At 64.0% G+C, this 19,512-nt stretch carries 16 protein-coding genes; 11 read left to right on the top strand and 5 right to left on the bottom strand.

Annotation, left to right across the window (positions count from 1 at the left end):
- Positions 1-46: 46 nt before the first annotated feature.
- Positions 47-925: a branched-chain amino acid aminotransferase gene (locus AC1DX6_RS19420; protein ID WP_477316194.1), complete on the bottom strand. Its 879-nt coding sequence runs from the start codon at positions 923-925 to the stop codon at positions 47-49.
- 154 nt (positions 926-1,079) lie between these two features.
- Here AC1DX6_RS19420 and AC1DX6_RS19415 point away from each other — a divergent pair, with 154 nt between their 5' ends.
- Positions 1,080-1,742, top strand: a complete 663-nt coding sequence (locus tag AC1DX6_RS19415; RefSeq protein ID WP_477316192.1) for a haloacid dehalogenase type II — start codon at positions 1,080-1,082, stop codon at positions 1,740-1,742.
- Between the two features lie 170 nt (positions 1,743-1,912).
- Positions 1,913-2,713 (top strand): L,D-transpeptidase, encoded by an 801-nt coding sequence (locus AC1DX6_RS19410; protein WP_477316190.1) that lies wholly within the window; start codon positions 1,913-1,915, stop codon positions 2,711-2,713.
- 66 nt (positions 2,714-2,779) lie between these two features.
- Here the strand turns inward: AC1DX6_RS19410 and AC1DX6_RS19405 are convergent, their stop codons facing one another.
- A complete protein-coding gene (locus tag AC1DX6_RS19405; RefSeq protein ID WP_477316188.1) occupies positions 2,780-4,327 on the bottom strand; it encodes a helicase HerA-like C-terminal domain-containing protein in 1,548 nt (515 codons plus the stop codon).
- A gap of 275 nt (positions 4,328-4,602) precedes the next feature.
- Here AC1DX6_RS19405 and AC1DX6_RS19400 point away from each other — a divergent pair, with 275 nt between their 5' ends.
- The 3 genes from AC1DX6_RS19400 (at position 4,603) to AC1DX6_RS19390 (ending at position 8,489) form a co-directional block, all read left to right on the top strand.
- Positions 4,603-6,045 carry a methylmalonyl-CoA mutase subunit beta gene (locus tag AC1DX6_RS19400; protein ID WP_477316186.1) on the top strand — a complete coding sequence of 481 codons (1,443 nt, stop codon included), beginning with the start codon at positions 4,603-4,605 and terminating at the stop codon, positions 6,043-6,045.
- Positions 6,042-8,162, top strand: coding sequence for a methylmalonyl-CoA mutase (gene scpA / locus AC1DX6_RS19395; RefSeq protein WP_477316184.1), 2,121 nt, complete (start codon positions 6,042-6,044; stop codon positions 8,160-8,162). Before AC1DX6_RS19400 ends, scpA begins: the two co-directional genes overlap by 4 nt.
- A 63-nt stretch (positions 8,163-8,225) precedes the next feature.
- Positions 8,226-8,489: an AbrB/MazE/SpoVT family DNA-binding domain-containing protein gene (locus tag AC1DX6_RS19390; protein ID WP_477316182.1), complete on the top strand. Its 264-nt coding sequence runs from the start codon at positions 8,226-8,228 to the stop codon at positions 8,487-8,489.
- Here the strand turns inward: AC1DX6_RS19390 and greA are convergent.
- Complete coding sequence (greA, locus tag AC1DX6_RS19385; RefSeq protein ID WP_477316180.1) at positions 8,470-8,943, bottom strand: transcription elongation factor GreA; 474 nt, start codon at positions 8,941-8,943, stop codon at positions 8,470-8,472. The genes AC1DX6_RS19390 and greA overlap by 20 nt on opposite strands.
- 109 nt (positions 8,944-9,052) lie before the next feature.
- Here greA and AC1DX6_RS19380 point away from each other — a divergent pair, with 109 nt between their 5' ends.
- Entirely contained in the window at positions 9,053-10,429 is a 1,377-nt protein-coding gene (locus AC1DX6_RS19380; RefSeq protein WP_477316178.1) for a TIGR03808 family TAT-translocated repetitive protein, read from the top strand.
- Positions 10,430-10,577: 148 nt separating this feature from the next.
- Here AC1DX6_RS19380 and AC1DX6_RS19375 read toward each other — a convergent pair whose 3' ends face one another.
- A complete protein-coding gene (locus AC1DX6_RS19375) occupies positions 10,578-11,582 on the bottom strand; it encodes an asparaginase (protein ID WP_477316176.1) in 1,005 nt (334 codons plus the stop codon).
- A 125-nt stretch (positions 11,583-11,707) separates the two neighbouring features.
- Entirely contained in the window at positions 11,708-12,874 is a 1,167-nt protein-coding gene (locus AC1DX6_RS19370; RefSeq protein ID WP_477316174.1) for an acetyl-CoA acetyltransferase, read from the bottom strand.
- A gap of 209 nt (positions 12,875-13,083) precedes the next feature.
- Here AC1DX6_RS19370 and betI point away from each other — a divergent pair, with 209 nt between their 5' ends.
- The 5 genes from betI (at position 13,084) to betB (ending at position 19,385) form a co-directional block, all read left to right on the top strand.
- Complete coding sequence (gene betI / locus AC1DX6_RS19365) at positions 13,084-13,674, top strand: choline-binding transcriptional repressor BetI (RefSeq protein ID WP_477316172.1); 591 nt, start codon at positions 13,084-13,086, stop codon at positions 13,672-13,674.
- Positions 13,671-15,200 carry a choline-sulfatase gene (gene betC / locus AC1DX6_RS19360; protein WP_477316170.1) on the top strand — a complete coding sequence of 510 codons (1,530 nt, stop codon included), beginning with the start codon at positions 13,671-13,673 and terminating at the stop codon, positions 15,198-15,200. The genes betI and betC overlap by 4 nt, the downstream gene beginning before the upstream one ends.
- Positions 15,197-16,198, top strand: coding sequence for a threonine/serine dehydratase (locus AC1DX6_RS19355; RefSeq protein WP_477316168.1), 1,002 nt, complete (start codon positions 15,197-15,199; stop codon positions 16,196-16,198). Before betC ends, AC1DX6_RS19355 begins: the two co-directional genes overlap by 4 nt.
- Positions 16,191-17,843, top strand: coding sequence for a choline dehydrogenase (gene betA / locus AC1DX6_RS19350; RefSeq protein WP_477316166.1), 1,653 nt, complete (start codon positions 16,191-16,193; stop codon positions 17,841-17,843). The genes AC1DX6_RS19355 and betA overlap by 8 nt, the downstream gene beginning before the upstream one ends.
- 78 nt (positions 17,844-17,921) lie before the next feature.
- On the top strand, positions 17,922-19,385 hold the full coding sequence (betB, locus tag AC1DX6_RS19345) for a betaine-aldehyde dehydrogenase (protein WP_477316164.1): 1,464 nt from the start codon (positions 17,922-17,924) through the stop codon (positions 19,383-19,385).
- Positions 19,386-19,512 lie beyond the last annotated feature (127 nt).

The following is a 19,512-nucleotide window of genomic DNA, read 5'->3' as shown; positions in this document are numbered from 1 at the left end:
ATCTGGAACAACTCCGGGATGAAGCGCCGGTTCCCTTTTTAGCGGGTCAGCCAGCGGAAGTCGAATGCGCCCAATCCCAATAAAGTTCACGCGCCTTCTTGGCCACCGGCCCAGGCTGCAGGTTGCGATCCTCGATGCGGGTGATCGGCACGACTTTCGAATGGTTTCCGGTCGAGAAGATTTCGTCCGCTTCGAGGAAATCGCGCACCGACAGCGTCTTTTCGGTGGTCTTGAAGCCGTATTCGCCAAGCAGCGTCATCGTCCTGGAGCGGGTGATGCCGGACAGGAAGGTGCCGTTCGGCGCCGGCGTCAGCACATGACTGTCCTTGACCAGGAAAATGTTGGAGCTTCCGGTCTCGGCTACATTGCCCAGCATGTCGAGCACCAGCGCATTGTCGAAGCCGCGCATCTTGGCTTCGAGGATGGCCCGCCCATTGTTGGGGTAGAGGCAACCGGCCTTGGCATTGGTCGGCATGGTTTCGATGGTCGGCCGCCGGAACGGCGACACCGTGACGGAAAAACCGGTCGGCGAGATCATCGGCGATTCGTAGAGGCAGAGGCAGAAACGGGTCGAGGCCGGGTCGGCCGCCACGCCCATATAGCCGCCATGCTCGGCCCAATACATCGGCCTGATGTAGACCGCCGTCTTGCCGTCGAACTTCTTCAGCCCGTCCCAGGTCAGCCCGACGACCTTGTCAGGGCTCATGGTTGGCTTGAGGCCAAGCGCGATGGCCGAGGAATTCACCCGCGCGGCGTGGAGATCGAGGTCGGGCGCCACACCTTCGAACCAGCGGGCGCCATCGAAGACGCTGGTGCCGAGCCACATGGCATGGCTACGCGGCCCGAGAATGGCGACGTTGCCTTCATACCAGTCGCCGTCGACGAAGGTCCATGTCGCTGAGAGCGCCGCTGCCGCCAGTGTCATTGCTTGGTTCCGTTCCGGTCCTGTCTCATCAGGTCATTGGAAGATGCTTTGGCGGGCGCCGTCAACCGGCTTGAGCCAGATTTTGTTGAGGCCAGCGGAGCTTAGCTACAATCAGCGCTTGCACCTTGCCTTGCCTCGCCTCAAGACTGTTGCCATGCACCATGCAGCCTATGTTTTCGACGCCTACGGCACTCTGTTCGACGTGCACGCCGCCGTGCGCCGTCACGCCGACCAGATCGGGCCGGACGGCCAGCTGCTGTCGGAGATCTGGCGCGCCAAGCAGCTGGAGTATTCCTGGGTGCGGACGCTGATGGGAGCGTACTCCGATTTCTGGCAGCTCACCGAGCAGGCGCTCGACTTCGCCTTGCTCAAGGTTCCCTCGGCGGACAAGGGGCTGAGGGCCAAGCTGCTCGAGGCCTATTGGCGGCTGGACTGCTATCCAGAGATACCGGCCGTGCTCAAGGCACTCAAGGCCTCGGGCTCTAGGCTGGCGATCCTGTCCAACGGCTCGCCGGAGATGCTGGAAGCGGCAGTCAAATCCGCAGCGCTCGACCAGGTTCTGGATGACATCTACTCGGTCGACGCGGTCAGGCGCTTCAAGACCGACCCGTCGGTCTACGAGATGGTGACCACGGGCTGGCGCCTCTATCCGAGCGCGGTGTCGTTCCAGTCATCCAATCGCTGGGATATTGCCGGCGCCACCAAATTCGGTTTCCGGACAGTCTGGATCAACCGCTCAAACCAGCCTGAGGAATACCGAGATTTCCCGCCGGCCCTGATCCTGCCGTCGCTGGAAGGGCTCTTGACCGGCGGCTGAACACGTGTTGCCCCTAGGCAACAGTGGCGGAGCCGCCACAGCTTTGCCTTTGTTTGCCCACCCTCAGGCCAGAATCGGAACCGCCTATCGCGCCAGGCATTGGTAGGGCTAGCGCCATACCGGTCAGCGTATTCACGCTTTGTTTCGACTTGAGACTTCATAAGGCAACCATGTTCACAACCAAAATCGATTCGTATCGCCTGAGCCGTCGCGGCTTTCTCAATGCCGCAGCGCTCGGCGCCGCCTCGGTTGCGGTTTCCGCCTGCGCCACGGTGGCGCCGCCGGTCGCGCCGCCGCCGCCGGTTTATGAAGAACCGCCCCTCGGCGACTATGCGACAATGTACGGCCCGATGTCGGACAGCGGCTTCGACCTGCCGCCCATCCCGATCAAGAAGATGGACCCGCAGTTCCTGCGCCAGATCGTTCCTGACCCGACCGGCCAGCGGCCCGGCACTATCGTCGTCGATACGACCAACCATTTCCTCTATCTGGTGCGTGAGGGTGGCCAGGCCATCCGTTACGGCGTCGGCCTCGGTCGCGCCGGCTTCGAATGGTCAGGAGACGCCGTTGTCCAGTGGAAGCAGAAATGGCCGAAATGGACGCCGCCGGACGAGATGGTTGCCCGGCAGCCAGAACTGGAGCAGTACAGCGCCAAGAATGGCGGCATGCCCGGCGGGCTGAAGAACCCGCTCGGCGCGCGCGCGCTCTATCTGTTCCAGGGCGATGTCGACACACTTTACCGCCTGCACGGCTCGCCGGAATGGAATTCGATCGGCAAGTCGGTGTCTTCCGGCTGTGTTCGCCTGATGAACCAGGACATTATCGATCTGTTCGATCGCGTGCCCTCGAAGACGCCGGTGATCGTCACCGCCAATGTCGGTCAGGACATGGTGGCGACGGCAAACCGCAGAGCCATTCCGATCGATGCCGGCGTGCCGGAAGGATCGACCCTGCTTGGCCCGGCAAACTGATCGGCGAACTCGATTTTCTGATGGGGCGAAAGTAGCGAGCGGCGGGCCTTCGCCGCTCCGGCTTTCTCAGCGTCCTCGTGAGAGGCTCCCCAATATACCGCGAACGATGGCGCGGCCGACGGACGAGCCGACTGAACGCACCACCGCTTTGATCGCGGCTTCAGCGACGGTCTGGCGGTTGGAAGGCCTTGGCGCCGGCGCGCGGCGGCCACCGGATTGCGGCGGCGAATCGTCATTGCCGAAGCCGGGGATGGTCCAGCGCGAGCGGCCGCTGTCGGCCTGCTGTGCCTGCTCTTCAGCCTCCTGCGCTCCCTTGGCCTTCTTCTGCAGCATCTCAAAGGCCGATTCACGATCGATGGTCTGGTCGTACTGGCCGGCGACCGGGCTCTGGTCGATCAGCTTGCGGCGCTCGTCCGCCGTAATCGGGCCAAGCCTGGACGACGGCGGCCGGATCAGCGTCCGCTGCACCATGGACGGCACGCCCTTGGCTTCCAGCGTCGAGACCAGCGCCTCGCCGGTGCCGAGCTGCGTGATGGCCGTGGCGCAGTCGAAGTCGGGATTCGGCCTGAACGTTTCGGCGGCCGTCTTCACCGCCTGCTGCTCACGCGGGGTATAGGCGCGCAGCGCGTGCTGGACGCGATTACCGAGCTGAGCCAGAACCTTCTCAGGGATATCCAAGGGGTTCTGCGTGACAAAATAGACGCCGACGCCTTTCGAGCGGATCAGGCGGACGACCTGCTCGACGCGGTCGATCAGCACCTTCGGCGCCTCGTCGAACAGGAGGTGCGCCTCGTCGAAAAAGAAGACCAGCTTCGGCCTGTCGGGGTCGCCGACCTCGGGCAATTCCTCGAACAGTTCCGACATCAGCCAGAGCAGGAAGGTGGCGTAGAGCCTGGGGTTCATCATCAGTTTGTCGGCAGCCAGCACGCTGATGGCGCCGCGGCCGTCGCGGGTGGTGCGCATGATGTCGGCGATGCGCAGTGCCGGCTCGCCAAAGAAATGCGCAGCACCCTGCTGTTCCAGCACCAGCAGGGTGCGCTGGATGGCGCCGACGGAGGGCTTGGTGACATTGCCGTAACGCGAGCTGATCTCGTCGGCGCGCTCGGCGATGTTGGCCAGCAGCGCCTGCAGATCCTTCATGTCGAGCAGCAGCAGGCCGTCCTCGTCGGCGATGCGGAAGGCGATGTTCATGATGCCTTCCTGCGCCTCGGACAGGTTCATCAGCCGCGACAGAAGCAGCGGCCCCATTTCCGAGACGGTGGCGCGGATCGGATGACCCTGCTCGCCGAACAGGTCCCAGAAGATGACCGGGAATTCCTGGAAATCATAGGGTTCGAGCTTGACCTGCGCGGCGCGCTTGACCAGGAAATCCTGGGTCGTGCCCATCATGGCGATACCGGACAGATCGCCCTTGATGTCGGCGCAGAACACCGGCACGCCGGCATTGGAGAAGCCCTCCGCCAGAATCTGCAGGGACACGGTCTTGCCGGTGCCGGTGGCGCCGGTGATCAGGCCATGGCGGTTGCCATATTGCAGCAACAGCTGTTCGGCGCGCTGATAGCTGTCATCGGGCTTGCGGCTGGCGCCGAGGAAAATGCTGGTGTCGTCAGCCATATGTCGGTCTCCGCAAAGCTGATGGCATCGAATGCCCTGATCTTTTGAAGGCCCGATCTTTTGAGGGCATAGGGCTCGCCGCAGCTATAGTGAGGCCATTGCGCAGCGACAATGGCCATCATCGAAAATGGCCTTTTGCCGCTTGCGGATTTTGCGCATGTTTGGCAATCGGTTGCTGGTTCGCCATCACAGCAAGCATGTTGCATTGTGATATCGCACCGGGGACCGTAGACTGACGTTTCAGGCTGTTGCGGCCGACAAAATGAGGAATGCGGATGGGCGCCGGCGCCTTGACCAGGGATGACGACCTTCCGAACGCTGACCGGCAGCGATGGCTGGCGCTGGCGGAGAAGGCGCTCGCCGGCGGCTCGTTCGAGGAAAAGCTGGTCTCCCATACCGACGACGGCATCCGCATCGAGCCGCTCTACGATCGTTCGCTGACGGCAGAGCCGTTGGTGCGGGCCAATCCAAGATCGCCGTGGATCGTCAGCCAGCGCATCGACGATCCGGATGTCGGCCGTGCCAAAGCTCAGGCGATGGACGACGTCGCACAGGGCGCCACGGGATTGTCGCTGGTCTTCGAGGGCGCGCCGAACGCGTTCGGTTACGGCCTGCCGCGGACGGCGAAGGCGCTGGAAACGGTGCTGGACGGTGTGCCGCTCAACCGCGTCCAGGTGCGCATCGACGCGCATCCGTGGAGCCGCGCCGTGGCCGACTGGCTGGTGGCGTTCCTCGGTAAGCGCCGCTCCGACCCAGCCAAGCTCAACCTCTCCTTCGGCATCGATCCGGCGGCGATCTTTGCCGGAACCGGCCGGCTGCGCATGTCGATCGAGGCCTTGCAGGCATCGATGCCGCAATCGCTGGCGCATTTCTTCTCGATGGGCGTGCCCGGCGTGCTGCTCGAGGCGGACGGGCGGGTGTTCCACAATGCCGGCGCCACCGAGGCGCAGGAACTCGGCACCATGCTCGCTTCGGCGGTCTCCTATCTCAGGATGTTCGAGCAAGCGCGCCAGCCGCTGGTCTATGCGGCCCCGCATATCGGTTTTGCGCTGAGCGTCGACCAGGATCAGTTGCTGTCGATGGCCAAGGTCCGGGCGCTGCGCCGGTTGTGGGCGCGGATCCAGGAGACTTGCTCGATCCCGGCCTCGACCGCCAACATCCATGCCGAAACGTCGTTCCGCATGATGACAATGGCGGATCCGGAGACGAACATCCTGCGCACCGCGATCGCCGCTTTTGCGGCTGCGGCCGGCGGGGCGGATTCGATCTCTATCCTGCCGCACACGATCGCGCATGGCTTGCCCTCCGGCTTCGCCCGCCGCGTCGCCCGCAACGCGCAACTGATCATGGCCAATGAAAGCCATATCGACCATGTCGCCGACCCCGCCTATGGTTCCGGCGCCGTCGAGGCGCTGACTTTGGGCCTCTGCGAAGCCGCCTGGGACGAATTTCAGAAGATCGAGGCGGAAGGCGGCGTGCTGTCCAGCCTGAGCCAAGGCCATATCCAGGAACGGATCAAGGCGGCTGCCGCCCGCCGCAACGCCGCCTATCTGGCCGGCGAAAGGGCGATCATCGGCACAACGCTCTACCCCCCGACAAGCGAACGTCCGGTCGAGACGCTGGCAGCGGAGCGGCGGCCCGCCTTCACCGAAGGCGTGGCGGTGTGCGAGCCGCTGTTTCCCATCCGCATCGACCAATCGATCGGAGCCGCATCTTGATCCCGGATTTCTCAGAGATCGGCTGGGTGCCGCCACGCCGCGCGCCGGTCGAAATCAAGGGCCAGCGGCTGACGCCGGAAGGCCTGATCGCCAAGCATCTGTACAATCAAAGCGACCTCAAGGGGTTGCCGAACCTCGATACCTATCCGGGCATACCGCCCTTCGTGCGCGGCCCCTATCCGACCATGTATGTCCAGCAACCCTGGACGATCCGGCAATATGCCGGCTTCTCGACCGCGGAGGAATCCAATGCCTTCTACCGGCGCAATCTTGCCGCCGGTCAGAAGGGACTGTCGGTCGCCTTCGATCTTGCCACGCATCGTGGCTATGACAGCGACCATCCGCGCGTTGCCGGCGATGTCGGCATGGCAGGTGTCGCCATCGATTCCATCCTCGACATGCGCCAGCTGTTCGACGGCATCCCGCTCGACGAGATGACGGTGTCGATGACCATGAACGGTGCGGTGCTGCCGATCATGGCGCTCTTCATCGTGGCGGCCGAAGAACAGGGCGTTGCGCAGAAGGATCTCGCCGGGACCATTCAGAACGACATTCTGAAAGAGTTCATGGTGCGCAACACCTACATCTATCCGCCGAAGCCATCGATGCGAATCGTGTCGGACATCTTTTCCTACACGTCGAAGCACATGCCGAAGTTCAATTCGATTTCGATCTCCGGCTATCACATGCAGGAAGCGGGCGCGACGGCCGACCTGGAGCTCGCCTACACGATCGCCGACGGCATCGAATATGCCCGCGCCGGCGTCGCCGCCGGCCTCGACATCGACCGTTTCGCGCCGCGGCTGTCCTTCTTCTGGGCGATCGGCATGAACTTCTTCATGGAAGTCGCCAAGCTCAGGGCGGCGCGGCTTTTGTGGTCGAGCCTGATGCAGAAGAACTTCGCGCCGAAGGACGAGCGCTCGCTGTCGCTGCGCACCCATTGCCAGACGTCGGGCTGGTCGCTGACGGCGCAGGATCCCTACAACAACATCATCCGCACCATGATCGAGGCGATGGCGGCGACCCAAGGCCATACGCAGTCGCTGCACACCAACTCCTTCGACGAGGCGATGGCGCTGCCGACCGACCATTCGGCCCGCATCGCCCGCAACACGCAGCTCATCCTGCAGAAGGAATCCGGCACCACGCGCATTGTCGACCCGTGGGGCGGCTCGGCCTATCTCGAACGGCTGACGCATGATCTGGCGGCGCGCGCGCTTGCCCATATCGAGGAGGTCGAGAGCCTCGGCGGCATGGCCGCCGCGATCGAAAAGGGCATACCCAAGCTGCGCATCGAAGAGGCGGCGGCGCGCACGCAGGCACGCATCGATTCCGGCGAGCAGATGCTGGTCGGCGTCAACGCGCATCGCCCCGAGAACGACATCGACGTCGATGTGCTGAAGATCGACAATGCCGAAGTCAGGGCGCGGCAATTGTCGAAGCTGCAACGGCTGAAAGGCACACGCGATGTCGCTGCCGCCGAGAGCGCGCTCGATGCCCTGACCCGCGCCGCGGAGAGCGGCGAAAATCTGCTGGAATTCGCCATCCGCGCCGCGCGCGCCAACGCCACCGTCGGTGAAATCTCGCTGGCGCTGGAGAAGGTTTTTGGTCGCCATGTCGCCTCGGTGCAGACGATATCGGGCGTCTACCGCAACGCGCTCGGCGACAGCCCGGTGGTCGACCGGCTGCAGGAAAAGATCGAGGCTTTCGAGAAGACATCCGGCGGCAAGCCGCGCATCCTCGTCGCCAAAATGGGACAGGACGGCCACGATCGCGGCCAGAAGGTGATCGCCACCGCCTTTGCCGATCTCGGCTTCGACGTCACCGTCGGGGCGATGTTCCAGACACCGGAAGAGATCGCAAAGCTCGCGGTCCAACATGACGTCCACATCATCGGCGCGTCGTCGTTGGCGGCGGGTCACCTGACGCTCATTCCGCAGTTGAAGGACGCGCTGAAGAAGCTCGGCCGCGATGACATGCTGATCGTCGCCGGCGGCGTCATCCCGCCGCAGGATTACGACGCGGTGCTGCAGGCCGGTGCGGCGGAAATCTTCCCGCCGGGCACGGTCATTCCGGAAGCGGCGGACCGGCTGATGGACCGGCTGCTGGCGAGCTGAGCGAACAGTTGCAATGCCTATCTGAGTTGCGCCATACTGCACGACGCAACCTACGGTATAGGCATGAATACCATCATTCACGGACTTGACGACGGATCGGGCGTGGTAATCTTGCCGCGGGAGATGCTCGATAGCTTGGGCCTGCAAGTGGGCGATGAACTCAAGATCATTGAAACCGATGACGGCATCATTCTAAGACCGGTGCCGTGTGACGACCTCGAAAGGCAGATGCGCACTGCTCGCGATGTCATGGACGAGTATGAGCCGGCGTTGCGAAAGCTGGCTGAGCAGATAGAGTCGGCAGGCGTCAGCCGTCCGAGAGCTTGACGATTTCCCATTCCTTGCCGTTGACCACGGCGACGTCGCCGACCTTCTTGCCGTATAAGGCCAAAGCCATCGGCGAGACGTGGGAAATGCTGCCCTTGGCAGGATCGGCTTCGTCCTCGCCGACAATCTTCCAGTGCACCTTCCTGTCGTCATCGCCTTGCAGCGTGACGCCCATGCCGAAGCGCACCAGATCGCTGCCCGGCTCCGGTAGGGAAAGCTCGGCGCTCTCACGCCGCGCGGTCCAGTAGCGCAGGTCGCGCGACACCAGCGCGATGCGCTCGCGATCGGCGTCGGTTTCAGCCTTGGTGATATCTTCGCGCAAACCGGCGAGTTCTGCGTCGATCATCGCCAGACCGTGTTCCGTCACGAGATTGCGGTGCTGACTGACCGGCCGCTCGCCGATGCCGGCGATGGCATTTTCGCTGTCTTCCTCGCGGGTGAAAGCTCTGCTCATCCATGGAATTTAGGCGCGTCGGTGCAACTGCACAAGCCATTGCCGGCAAGCTGGCGGCGCCTGGCACAAATCCTGCGATTCCACGACCGGATGCCAGGATACTGTGCCGATGTTGAACAGACGAACGCTGCTGACGCAGACCGCCGGCTTTGCCGTGATCGGCCTCTCGCTCGGCAAGGCAGCCGCTGCCAGCCTGCCCGGCATCGAGAGAGCCTCGATGCGCGGTTCAATCAACGCCACAGATCTCGGCCTGCAGCCCGGTGCGCTTGACGACCAGAGCAAGGCCTTCGCCAAGCTGCTTCGCGACGCCAGCGAGCGCGACATGCCGGTATTCCTGCCGCCAGGCGCCTATGTCGTGTCCAACCTCACCTTGCCCGCACGTGCCAGGCTTTCCGGCGTGCCGGGCGCGTCGCGCATCGTCTATGGGGGTGACGGCCATTTGCTGATGACCGAACAGGCCGAACACCTCGAATTCACCGGGCTGGTGTTCGACGGCGCCAACCGCTGGATGGCCGACTATACGCAAGGCCTGCTCGACCTGCGCCGCATCGCCCACCTCGTCGTCGACAATTGCCAGATCTCCGGCAGCGGCAAGCACGGGCTGGCGCTCGAGCACGCGTCGGGCCGCATCGAGCGCTCCGAAATATCCGGGGCGGCGGACGCCGGCATCTACTCCGTCGAGGCCGCCGGCCTGGAGATTTCTGATAACACCGTGTCCGACTGCGGCAATGGTGGCATTCTCGTGCATCGCTGGCAGGTGGCCGAAGACGGCACCATCGTCAGCGGCAACCGCGTGCAGCGCATTGCCGCACGCAGCGGCGGAACCGGCCAGAACGGCAACGGCATCAACGCCTTCCGCGCCGGCAATGTCTCGATCTCGGGCAACATCGTCGCCGACTGCGCATTCTCGGCGATCCGCGCCAACAGTTCCAGCAATTTGCAGGTCTCCGGCAACACCTGCTCGCGGTCGGGTGAAACGGCGCTCTATTCCGAACTTTCCTTCGAAGGGGCGATCCTCAGCAACAACATCGTCGACGGCGCCGCCAACGGCATTTCGATCGTCAATTTCAACGAAGGCGGCCGCATGGGCGTGTGCCAGGGCAACATCGTGCGCAACCTCTCGACGACAGGCCCCTACCTCGCCGATGCGCCCGGCTTCGGCGTCGGCATCAGCGTCGAGGCCGACACCACAGTTTCCGGCAATGTCATCGAGAACGCGCCGCTCTACGGCATGCAGATCGGCTGGGGCGCCTATATGCGCAACGTGGTGGCGACCGGAAACATCATCCGCAAGGCCGGAACCGGTATCGCCGTCACCGTGGTCGAAGGCGCCGGGTCGGCAGTCATTTCCGACAACGTCATCGATGGCGCGAAAAACGGCGCCATCATCGGCCAGCGCTGGGCCGAACCGGTGACTGGGGATCTCGCCTCGCTAGGCAATGCCGGCTATGCACATTTGACCGTCGAGCGGAACCACGTCAGCTAGGAATTCGGGTGAGGCCGGCCTGCAAATGGTGGCTCCCTCCGCTTCCGGTACTCACGTACCAAAGTACGCTCCGTTCCGGTTCTCGGAATCCACCATTTTCGGATCGGCCTGACCCGAATCTCAACGCACCCTGCACACGCATCCTAGTCTAGCCGAACGCCGCCGTCGGCCGGAGCGCACCGACCTTGGCGCCGATCCGGCTTGCGATGGCTGGATTTGCCTGTTCGGTCAGTGTCGCGGCGAGAACTGTGTCGGTCCGTAGCAGCTTGGCCAGCACGGCGGCGATCATGACTTCGGCGGCGCGGCCGGCGCCGTCATCGCATTTGAGCGCGATGCCGAGGCCAAGCTCGGGAAGTGCTGCGCAATAGACGCCTTCGGCGCCGGTCTTGACGAAAATCCGACCGGGCGCGGCCTGCATCAGCGCGACATCCGCCTTGCCGGCGCCGGCGACCAGAAAAGGCTCCGCCATGCAGGCCGCCAGCAATCGTTTTGCCGCCTTGGCGCGGGCCGGCCCAAAACCCCTGCCGGTCGCCATGCGGGCAAAGCCGAGGGCAAAACTGCGCAGCGGCACGGCGTAGGTCGGGATCGAGCAGCCGTCGGTGGCCCAATCGTCGGCACCGTGGGTGGCACCGGTCACCGCTTGCATCGCGTCGCGCACCATCTCCTGGAAGGCATGGCCCGCCTTGACGTAGCCGTGGTGCTCGATGCCGGTGTGGACGCAGGTGCAGAGAAAACCCGAATGCTTGCCGGAGCAATTGTTGTGCAGCGGGTTGGGCGAGCCGCCGGCACGGGCGAGTGCAATCTCGGCGTCGTGACTTGACGGCCAATGCGCGCCGCACTCGAGTGCTGACTTGTCGAGGCCGGCCTTGGCCAGCATCGCCTGCGCCAGTTCGACATGCGCCGGCTCGCCGGAATGCGAGGCGCAAGCCAGCGCCAGTTCGCGGTTGCCGAAGCCGTAGGCATCCGCCGCACCACTTTCGATCAGTGGCAGTGCCTGGATCGCCTTGACCGCCGAGCGCGGGAACACCGGCCGTGCGGTATCGCCGATTTCCAGGAACGGCTTGCCATCGGCATCGAAGACCGCGACAGCGCCGCGATGCGCGCTCTCGATGATCGCGCCGCGCAAAACCTCGACGAGAACCGGATTTGTCATGTCACCTCCCGTAAGCGCATGACCTCGAAAATCGGAACCCGATTTGCGAGGTCATGCGCCAAATCAAAGTGTTACAGCGTCCTTTGCGCGCCCCTAAAGGCGCGCGGCGCTGTAATGCGGGCGGTTTATCTGATCCGGTCGAGAATGGAAACGTAGTTGGCGACTGCGGCACCGCCCATGTTGAAGATGCCGCCGAGTTTTGCTCCCGGCACCTGGATGCCGCCGGCCTCGCCGACAAGCTGCATGGCGGTCAGCACATGCATCGACACGCCGGTAGCGCCGATCGGGTGGCCCTTGGCCTTCAGCCCGCCCGAGGGATTGACCGGCAGCCGGCCGTCCTTGGCAGTCTCGCCACTCATGGCCAGCTTCGCGCCCTCGCCCGGTTTGGCCAGCCCCATCGCCTCATACTCGATCAGCTCGGCGATGGTGAAGCAATCATGCGTCTCGACGAAGGACAGATCGTCGAGCGTGACGCCGGCCTGTTTCAGCGCCTGGTTCCAGGCCTGTTCGCAGCCTTCGAAGGTCAGGATGTCGCGCTTCGACATCGGCAGGAAATCCTGCACATGCTGGTTGGCGCGGAAGGCAACCGCGCGGCGCATCTTCAGCGCCGTTGCGGTGTCGGCAAGGATAAGGGCGGCGGCGCCGTCGGAGACCAGCGAGCAGTCGGTGCGCTTCAGCGGACCGGCAACGAAGGGGTTCTTCTCGCTCTCCTGGCGGCAGAACTCGTAGCCGAAATCCTTGCGCATCTGCGCATAGGGATTGTCGACGCCGTTCTTGTGGTTCTTGGCGGCAATCATGGCGAGCGCATCCGACTGGTCGCCATAGCGCTGGAAATAGGCGTGCGCGATCTTGCCGAAGACGCCGGCAAACCCCGCCGGCGTGTCTCCGTCCTCGGGCAGGTACGAGGCCTTGAGCAGGTTCTTGCCGATCTCGGGACCAGGCGTCGTCGTCATCTGCTCGGCGCCGACCACCAGCACGATGCGGGCGGCATTGGCATCGATGGCGCGGATGCCTTGCCGGACCGCGGCCGAACCGGTGGCGCAAGCATTCTCGACCCGCGTCGCCGGCTTGAAGCGCAGCCGGTCGTCGGCCTGAAGAACCAGGCTGGCAGTAAAATCCTGGGCCGAAAAGCCGGCATTGAAGTGGCCGAGCACGATCTCGTCGACCTCGTCCGGGCCAATGCCGGCATGGTCGAGCGCGTCCGTTGCGACCTTGACGATCAGGCTCTCCAGCGTCTCGCCTTCGAGCTTGCCGAAGCGCGAATGCGCCCAACCGACGATGCATGCTGTCATCTCAACCTCCATCCTCGACGCCAGCCTAGCACGTCCTGCGGCGCCCGCGCTTCGAATATTGTTCAATCATGAACCGATTTTCGGGTCGCGTGAAGAGCCAGAAACGCCTGTCGTTGGGTCACCTGATCTGCGCATCGAAATCGTGCTGGATTTTTGTTGATTGATCCGTCAATAAAAAATAATCATGGCGGCAAGAGCCGGGAACAAGAATGCCGAAAGTCGGAATGGAGCCATTGCGCCGCCGGGCGCTTATCGACGCGACGATCTCGGCGATCGGCGAGCGCGGCTCGCTTGACGTGACCATGTCGGAAATCGCCGGCCGCGCCGGTGTGTCGTCGGCGCTTGCCCATCACTATTTCGGCGCCAAGGACGAACTCTTGCTGGCGACAATGCGCTACATCCTGGCCGAGCTGACCGCCGACACGTTGCGCGCCCTGGGTTCGGCCACTACGCCGCGTGAGCGTGTCTCGGCGGTGGTCGCGGTCAATTTCTCCGAGGTCCAGTTCCATCCGCAAACGATTGCCGCCTGGCTCGCCTTCTATGTCGAGGCGCAAAAATCGTCGGCGCTGCGCCGGCTGCTCAAGGTCTATGCGCGGCGCCTGCACTCCAATTTGTTGAGCGGGCTGACCGGCATCCTGCCGCGCAGCGAGGCCGACCGCGTTGCCGAAGCGACAGCGGCAATGATCGACGGACTCTACATCAGGCGCGCGCTGAAGGACGGCGTGCCCGATGCCGCGACGGCGATCGCCTTGATCGAGGACTATCTGGAAACCAAACTTAGCGGGCGGCAGCAGCAGTGACAGCCAAGCAACCCAACTTCCTGATCGTCATGGTCGATCAGCTCAACGGCACGCTGTTCCCGGACGGGCCGGCGGAGTTCCTGCATGCGCCGCATCTGAAGGCGCTGGCCGCCCGGTCGGCGCGTTTCAAGAACAACTATACGGCGTCGCCGCTTTGTGCGCCGGGCCGCGCCTCGTTCATGAGCGGGCAGTTGCCGTCGCGCACCGGGGTCTATGACAACGCCGCCGAATTCGTCTCCTCAATCCCCACCTTCGCCCATCATTTGCGCGCCGCCGGCTACTACACCTGCCTGTCGGGCAAGATGCATTTCGTCGGGCCGGACCAGTTGCACGGTTTCGAGGAACGGCTGACCACCGATATTTATCCCGCCGATTTCGGCTGGACGCCGGACTATCGCAAGCCCGACGAGCGGATCGACTGGTGGTATCACAATCTCGGTTCGGTGACCGGCGCCGGCGTCGCCGAGACCACCAACCAGATGGAGTATGACGACGAGGTCGTGTTCCTGGCCACGCAAAAACTCTATCAGCTTTCGCGCGAACAGGACGATGCGAGCCATCGACCCTGGTGCCTCACGGTCTCGCTGTCGCATCCGCACGATCCCTATGTGGCGCGCAAGCAGTATTGGGATCTCTACGAGCATTGCCAGGCGCTGGACCCGGAAACCGGGTTCATCGCCTATGACGAACAGGACACGCATTCGCAGCGGCTGTACCGCGCCAGCGACTATGCGTCCTTCGAGATCACCCCTGAGCGGGTGCGTCGCTCGCGGCGCGGCTATTTCGCCAACATTTCCTATGTCGACGACAAGCTCGGCGAGCTTGTGGACGTTCTCAAGCGCACGCGCATGCTCGACGACACCATCATCCTGTTCTGCTCGGACCACGGCGACATGCTCGGCGAGCGCGGCCTGTGGTTCAAGATGAGCTTCTTCGAGGGCTCGGCGCGGGTGCCGCTGATGATCGCCGGCAAGGGTGTTCCAGCCGGGCTGATCGAGGCGCCGGTCTCCAATCTCGACGTGACGCCGACGCTTTGCGACCTCGCCGGCATCGACATCGGCGCGATCGCAGCGTGGACCGACGGCCAGTCGCTGTTGCCGCTCACCGCGGGCGGGCCGCGCACGGCACCGGTGTTGATCGAGTATGCCGCGGAAGGCTCGTCCGCGCCGCTGGTGGCGATCCGCGACGGCAAATACAAATTCGTCCATTGCGAGCTCGACCCGCCGCTTCTGTTCGACCTCGAAGCCGATCCGCTCGAGCGCAACAACCTCGCAGCCGATCCAGCCCATGCATCTCTGGTGGCCGCGTTCATGGACAAGGTTCGGACACGCTGGGACATGGCCGGCTTCGACGCCGCCGTGCGCGAGAGCCAGGCGCGCCGCTGGGTCGTCTATCCCGCGCTGCGCAACGGCGCCTATTACCCCTGGGATTTCCAGCCGCTGCAAAAGGCATCGGAGCGCTACATGCGCAATCACATGAACCTCGACAATCTCGAAGAGAGCAAACGGTATCCGCGAGGCGAATGATGACAAATCTTGTTCCCACCCTCGACCACCTCAAGCAGGCCTATGCCGTTACCTCCAAGGCGACGCAGATCACGCCGCTGCTGGAATCGACAGCACTCGCCCGCGAGACCGGTGCGGCGCGCGTCTTCATCAAGCCGGAATCGCTGCAATGGGCCGGATCGTTCAAGGTGCGCGGCGCCTATTGGCGGCTGAAGAAGCTGTCGGCTGACGAAGCCAAAAAGGGTGTCGTCGCCTATTCCTCCGGCAATTTCGCGCAAGGGCTGGCCGCCGCCGGCCAGGCACTCGGCATCCCTGTCACCATTGTCATGCCGATCGATGCGCCGGCGGCCAAGCGCGATGCCACGGCGGGCTATGGCGCCCGTGTTGTGCTGACCGATCATGGCGAGCGCGCGCGTGAGGAGGTCGCGGCGGCCAAGGCGCGCGAGATCGCCGAGACCGAGGGCCTGGCGCTGCTGCATCCGTTCGACGATCCCGAGATCGTCGCTGGCCAGGCCGGAGCCGGGCTGGAAGCGCTCGAGCAGCTCGGGGCCAAGGGCGCCAGCGCCGATCTGCTATTCTGCTCGGTCGGCGGCGGCGGACTGATCGGCGGCGTTTCGCTTGCCTTCCACTATCTGTCGCCGAGGACACAAATCATCGGCGTTGAGCCGGAAGGCTTTAACGGCATGGGTTCGTCGCTGGCGCATGGCGCCATTGAAACTATGCCGATCGCGCCGAAGTCGATCTGCGACGGGTTGATGTCGCGGCGGCCAGGCGATGCGCCGTTCGCGGCGGTGAAAGCCGCCGGCGTTCGCGGCATCACCGTCGACGACGCCTCGGTGCGGCGGGCAATGAAGATCGCCTTCGAGCGGATGAAGCTTGTGCTGGAGCCGTCGGGCGCCGCGTCGCTCGCGGCACTGCTCGGCGGCAAGGTGGATGTGGCGGGTAAAACCGTCCTGGTTGTGGCTACCGGCGGCAATGTCTCGCTGGCCGATTTTATGGCGCATATGAACCATGCTTGAAGCAGATTTCGTCATCATTGGCTCCGGCTCGGCCGGCTCGGCCATGGCCTACCGCCTGTCGGAAGACGGCAAGCATTCGGTCATCGTCATCGAGTTCGGCGGCACCGATATAGGCCCATTGATCCAGATGCCGTCGGCGCTGTCGATCCCGCTCAATATGAGCCTTTACGACTGGGGCTTTGCTAGCGAGCCGGAGCCGCATCTCGGCGGCCGCGTCCTGGCGACGCCGCGCGGCAAGGTCATTGGCGGCTCGTCGTCGATCAATGGCATGGTCTATGTGCGTGGCCATGCGCGCGACTTCGACCACTGGGCCGAAGAGGGTGCGACCGGCTGGGGCTTTGCCGATGTGCTTCCCTACTTCAAGCGCATGGAAGACTCGGACGGCGGCGAGGATGGCTGGCGGGGCAAAAGCGGGCCGCTGCATGTGCAGCGCGGCCCCAGAAGAAATCCGCTCTACGACGCCTTCGTCGAGGCAGGCCGCCAGGCCGGTTTCGAACTGACCGACGACTACAATGGCTCCAAGCAGGAAGGCTTCGGGCCGATGGAGCAGACCATTCGCGGCGGCCGTCGCTGGTCGGCGGCGAGCGCCTATCTGAAGCCGGCTTTGAAACGCAAGAATGTCAGTGTGGTCAAGGGCTTCGCCCGGCGGGTGATCATCGAGAATCAACGCGCCATCGGTGTCGAGATCGAAGCTCACAAACAGATTCAGGTTGTTAAGGCGCGACGCGAAGTGATCGTCGCTGCATCGTCGATCAATTCGCCCAAAATCCTGATGCTGTCCGGTATCGGTCCGGCCGAGCATTTGCGCGAGAACGGCATTGCCGTGGTGGCCGACCGGCCCGGCGTCGGCCGCAATCTGCAGGACCATATGGAACTCTACATCCAGCAGGAATCGACACAGCCTATCACGCTGAACTCGGTGCTGAACCCGTTCTCCAAGGCACTGATCGGCGCGCAGTGGCTGTTCTTCAAAACCGGGCTCGGCGCCACCAACCATTTCGAGGCGGCCGCCTTCGTGCGCTCGCAGGCCGGCGTCGACTATCCAGATATCCAGTATCACTTCATCCCGGCGGCGGTTCGCTATGACGGCAAGGCGGCGGCGAAGTCGCATGGCTTCCAGGCACATGTCGGGCCGATGCGGTCGAAGTCGCGCGGCTCGGTAACACTGCGCTCGCCCGACCCGAAATCGAAGCCGGTGATCCGCTTCAACTACATGTCGCATCCAGACGACTGGACCGAGTTCCGCCACTGCATTCGGCTGACCCGCGAGATCTTCGGGCAGAAGGCATTCGATGCCTATCGCGGCAAGGAAATCTCGCCGGGTTCGCACGTCCAGTCGGACGATGATCTCGACGTCTTCATCCGCGATCACGCCGAAAGCGCCTACCATCCTTGCGGCACCTGCAAGATGGGCCGTGCCGACGAGATGATGAGCGTCGTCGATCCGGAATGCCGCGTCATCGGCGTCGACGGGCTTCGGGTCGCCGACTCCTCGATCTTCCCGCGCGTCACCAATGGCAACCTCAACGCGCCGTCGATCATGACCGGCGAGAAGGCCGCCGACCACATTCTGGGCCGCACGCCGCTGGCGCCGTCCAACCAGGAGCCATGGATCAATCCGCGCTGGCAGGCGTCGGACAGATAGAGCATGATCCCCCCAACAGTTTGAACCGCCGATAGATTGAGCCGCCCATCTGGGGCGAAGACGACTTGGAGACCTCCCATGCGCGCCCAGCCCACGGCATCGCACTATGTCAATGGACGCTACATCGAGGACGAAGGCGGTGCGCCGCTGCCGGTCATCTATCCGGCGACCGGCGAGACCATCGCCATGCTGCGTTCGGCGACGCCGAACGTGGTGGAACTCGCCATTGAGGCCGCGCGGGCAGCACAACCGGCCTGGGCGCGGCTGAAGCCGGTGGAGCGTGGGCGCATCCTGCGCCGCGCCGCCGACATATTGCGCGCCCGCAATGCCGACCTCGCCCGCATCGAGACGCTCGACACCGGCAAGGCGATCCAGGAGACGCTGGTCGCGGATGCGCCGTCGGCAGCGGATTGCCTCGAATATTTTGGCGGCGCGGTCGCTGCCTACAATGGCGAATCCGTCGACCTCGGTGGGCCCTTCGCCTACACGCGGCGCGAGGCGCTTGGCGTCTGCGTCGGAATCGGCGCCTGGAACTACCCGATCCAGATCGCCGGCTGGAAATCCGCCCCGGCGCTCGCCATGGGCAATGCCATGGTGTTCAAGCCATCGGAGAACACGCCGCTGTCGGCGCTGGCTTTGGCCGAAATCTACACCGAAGCCGGCCTGCCCGATGGGCTGTTCAACGTCGTGCAAGGTTTTGGCGATGTCGGCGCCGGGCTTGTCGGCCATGATGTCGTCGCCAAGGTCTCGGTGACCGGCTCTGTGCCGACCGGTCGCAAGGTGCTGTCGCTTGCCGGTTCGAAGATGAAGCACGCCACCATGGAGCTTGGCGGCAAGTCGCCGCTGATCGTCTTCGACGACGCCGATCTCGAAAACGCCATCGGCGGCGCCATGCTCGGCAATTTCTATTCGAGCGGCCAGATCTGCTCCAACGGCACACGCGTCTTCGTCCAGAGCGGTATCCACGACCGCTTCGTCGAACGGCTGGTCGAGCGGACGAAAAAGATCCGCATCGGCGATCCGCTCGATCCCGAGACGCAGATGGGGCCGCTGGTCTCCAAGGCGCAGCATGAGAAGGTGGTCGGCTATATCGAGATCGGCAAACAGGATGGCGCTACGCTCGCCTGCGGTGGCGGCGTGCCTTCGCTGCAGGGTTTTGGCGGCGGCTTCTTCGTCGAGCCGACGGTGTTCACCGGCGTCACCGATAGCATGCGCATCGCGCGCGAGGAGATTTTCGGGCCTGTGATGAGCGTGTTGAAATTCGACGGCGAGGACGAGGTTATCGACCGCGCCAACGACACCGAATTCGGCCTCGCCGCCGGCGTGTTCACGCGCGACCTGCCGCGCGCCCACCGCGTCATCGCCGAGCTGCAGGCCGGCACCTGCTGGATCAACGCCTACAATCTGACGCCGGTGGAAATCCCGTTCGGCGGTTTCAAGCAGTCGGGCATTGGGCGCGAGAACTCACTGGCAGCGCTGGCGCTCTATTCGCAGCTGAAGTCGATCTATGTCGAGACCGGGGATGTGGCGTCGCCATACTGAGAAGTCGGCRGGACAGCGCCCCCCTCTGTCCTGCCGGACATCTCCCCCTCAAGGGGGGAGATCGGATGTCATCAATGCTTTCGCCAAACTCCAACGTCGCAAAAGAGGCGCTGCCGGCGAAGCTGCC

Source organism: Mesorhizobium sp. P2_C4 (genome assembly GCF_056404575.1).
This window is presented reverse-complemented; position numbering and strand designations above follow the sequence as displayed.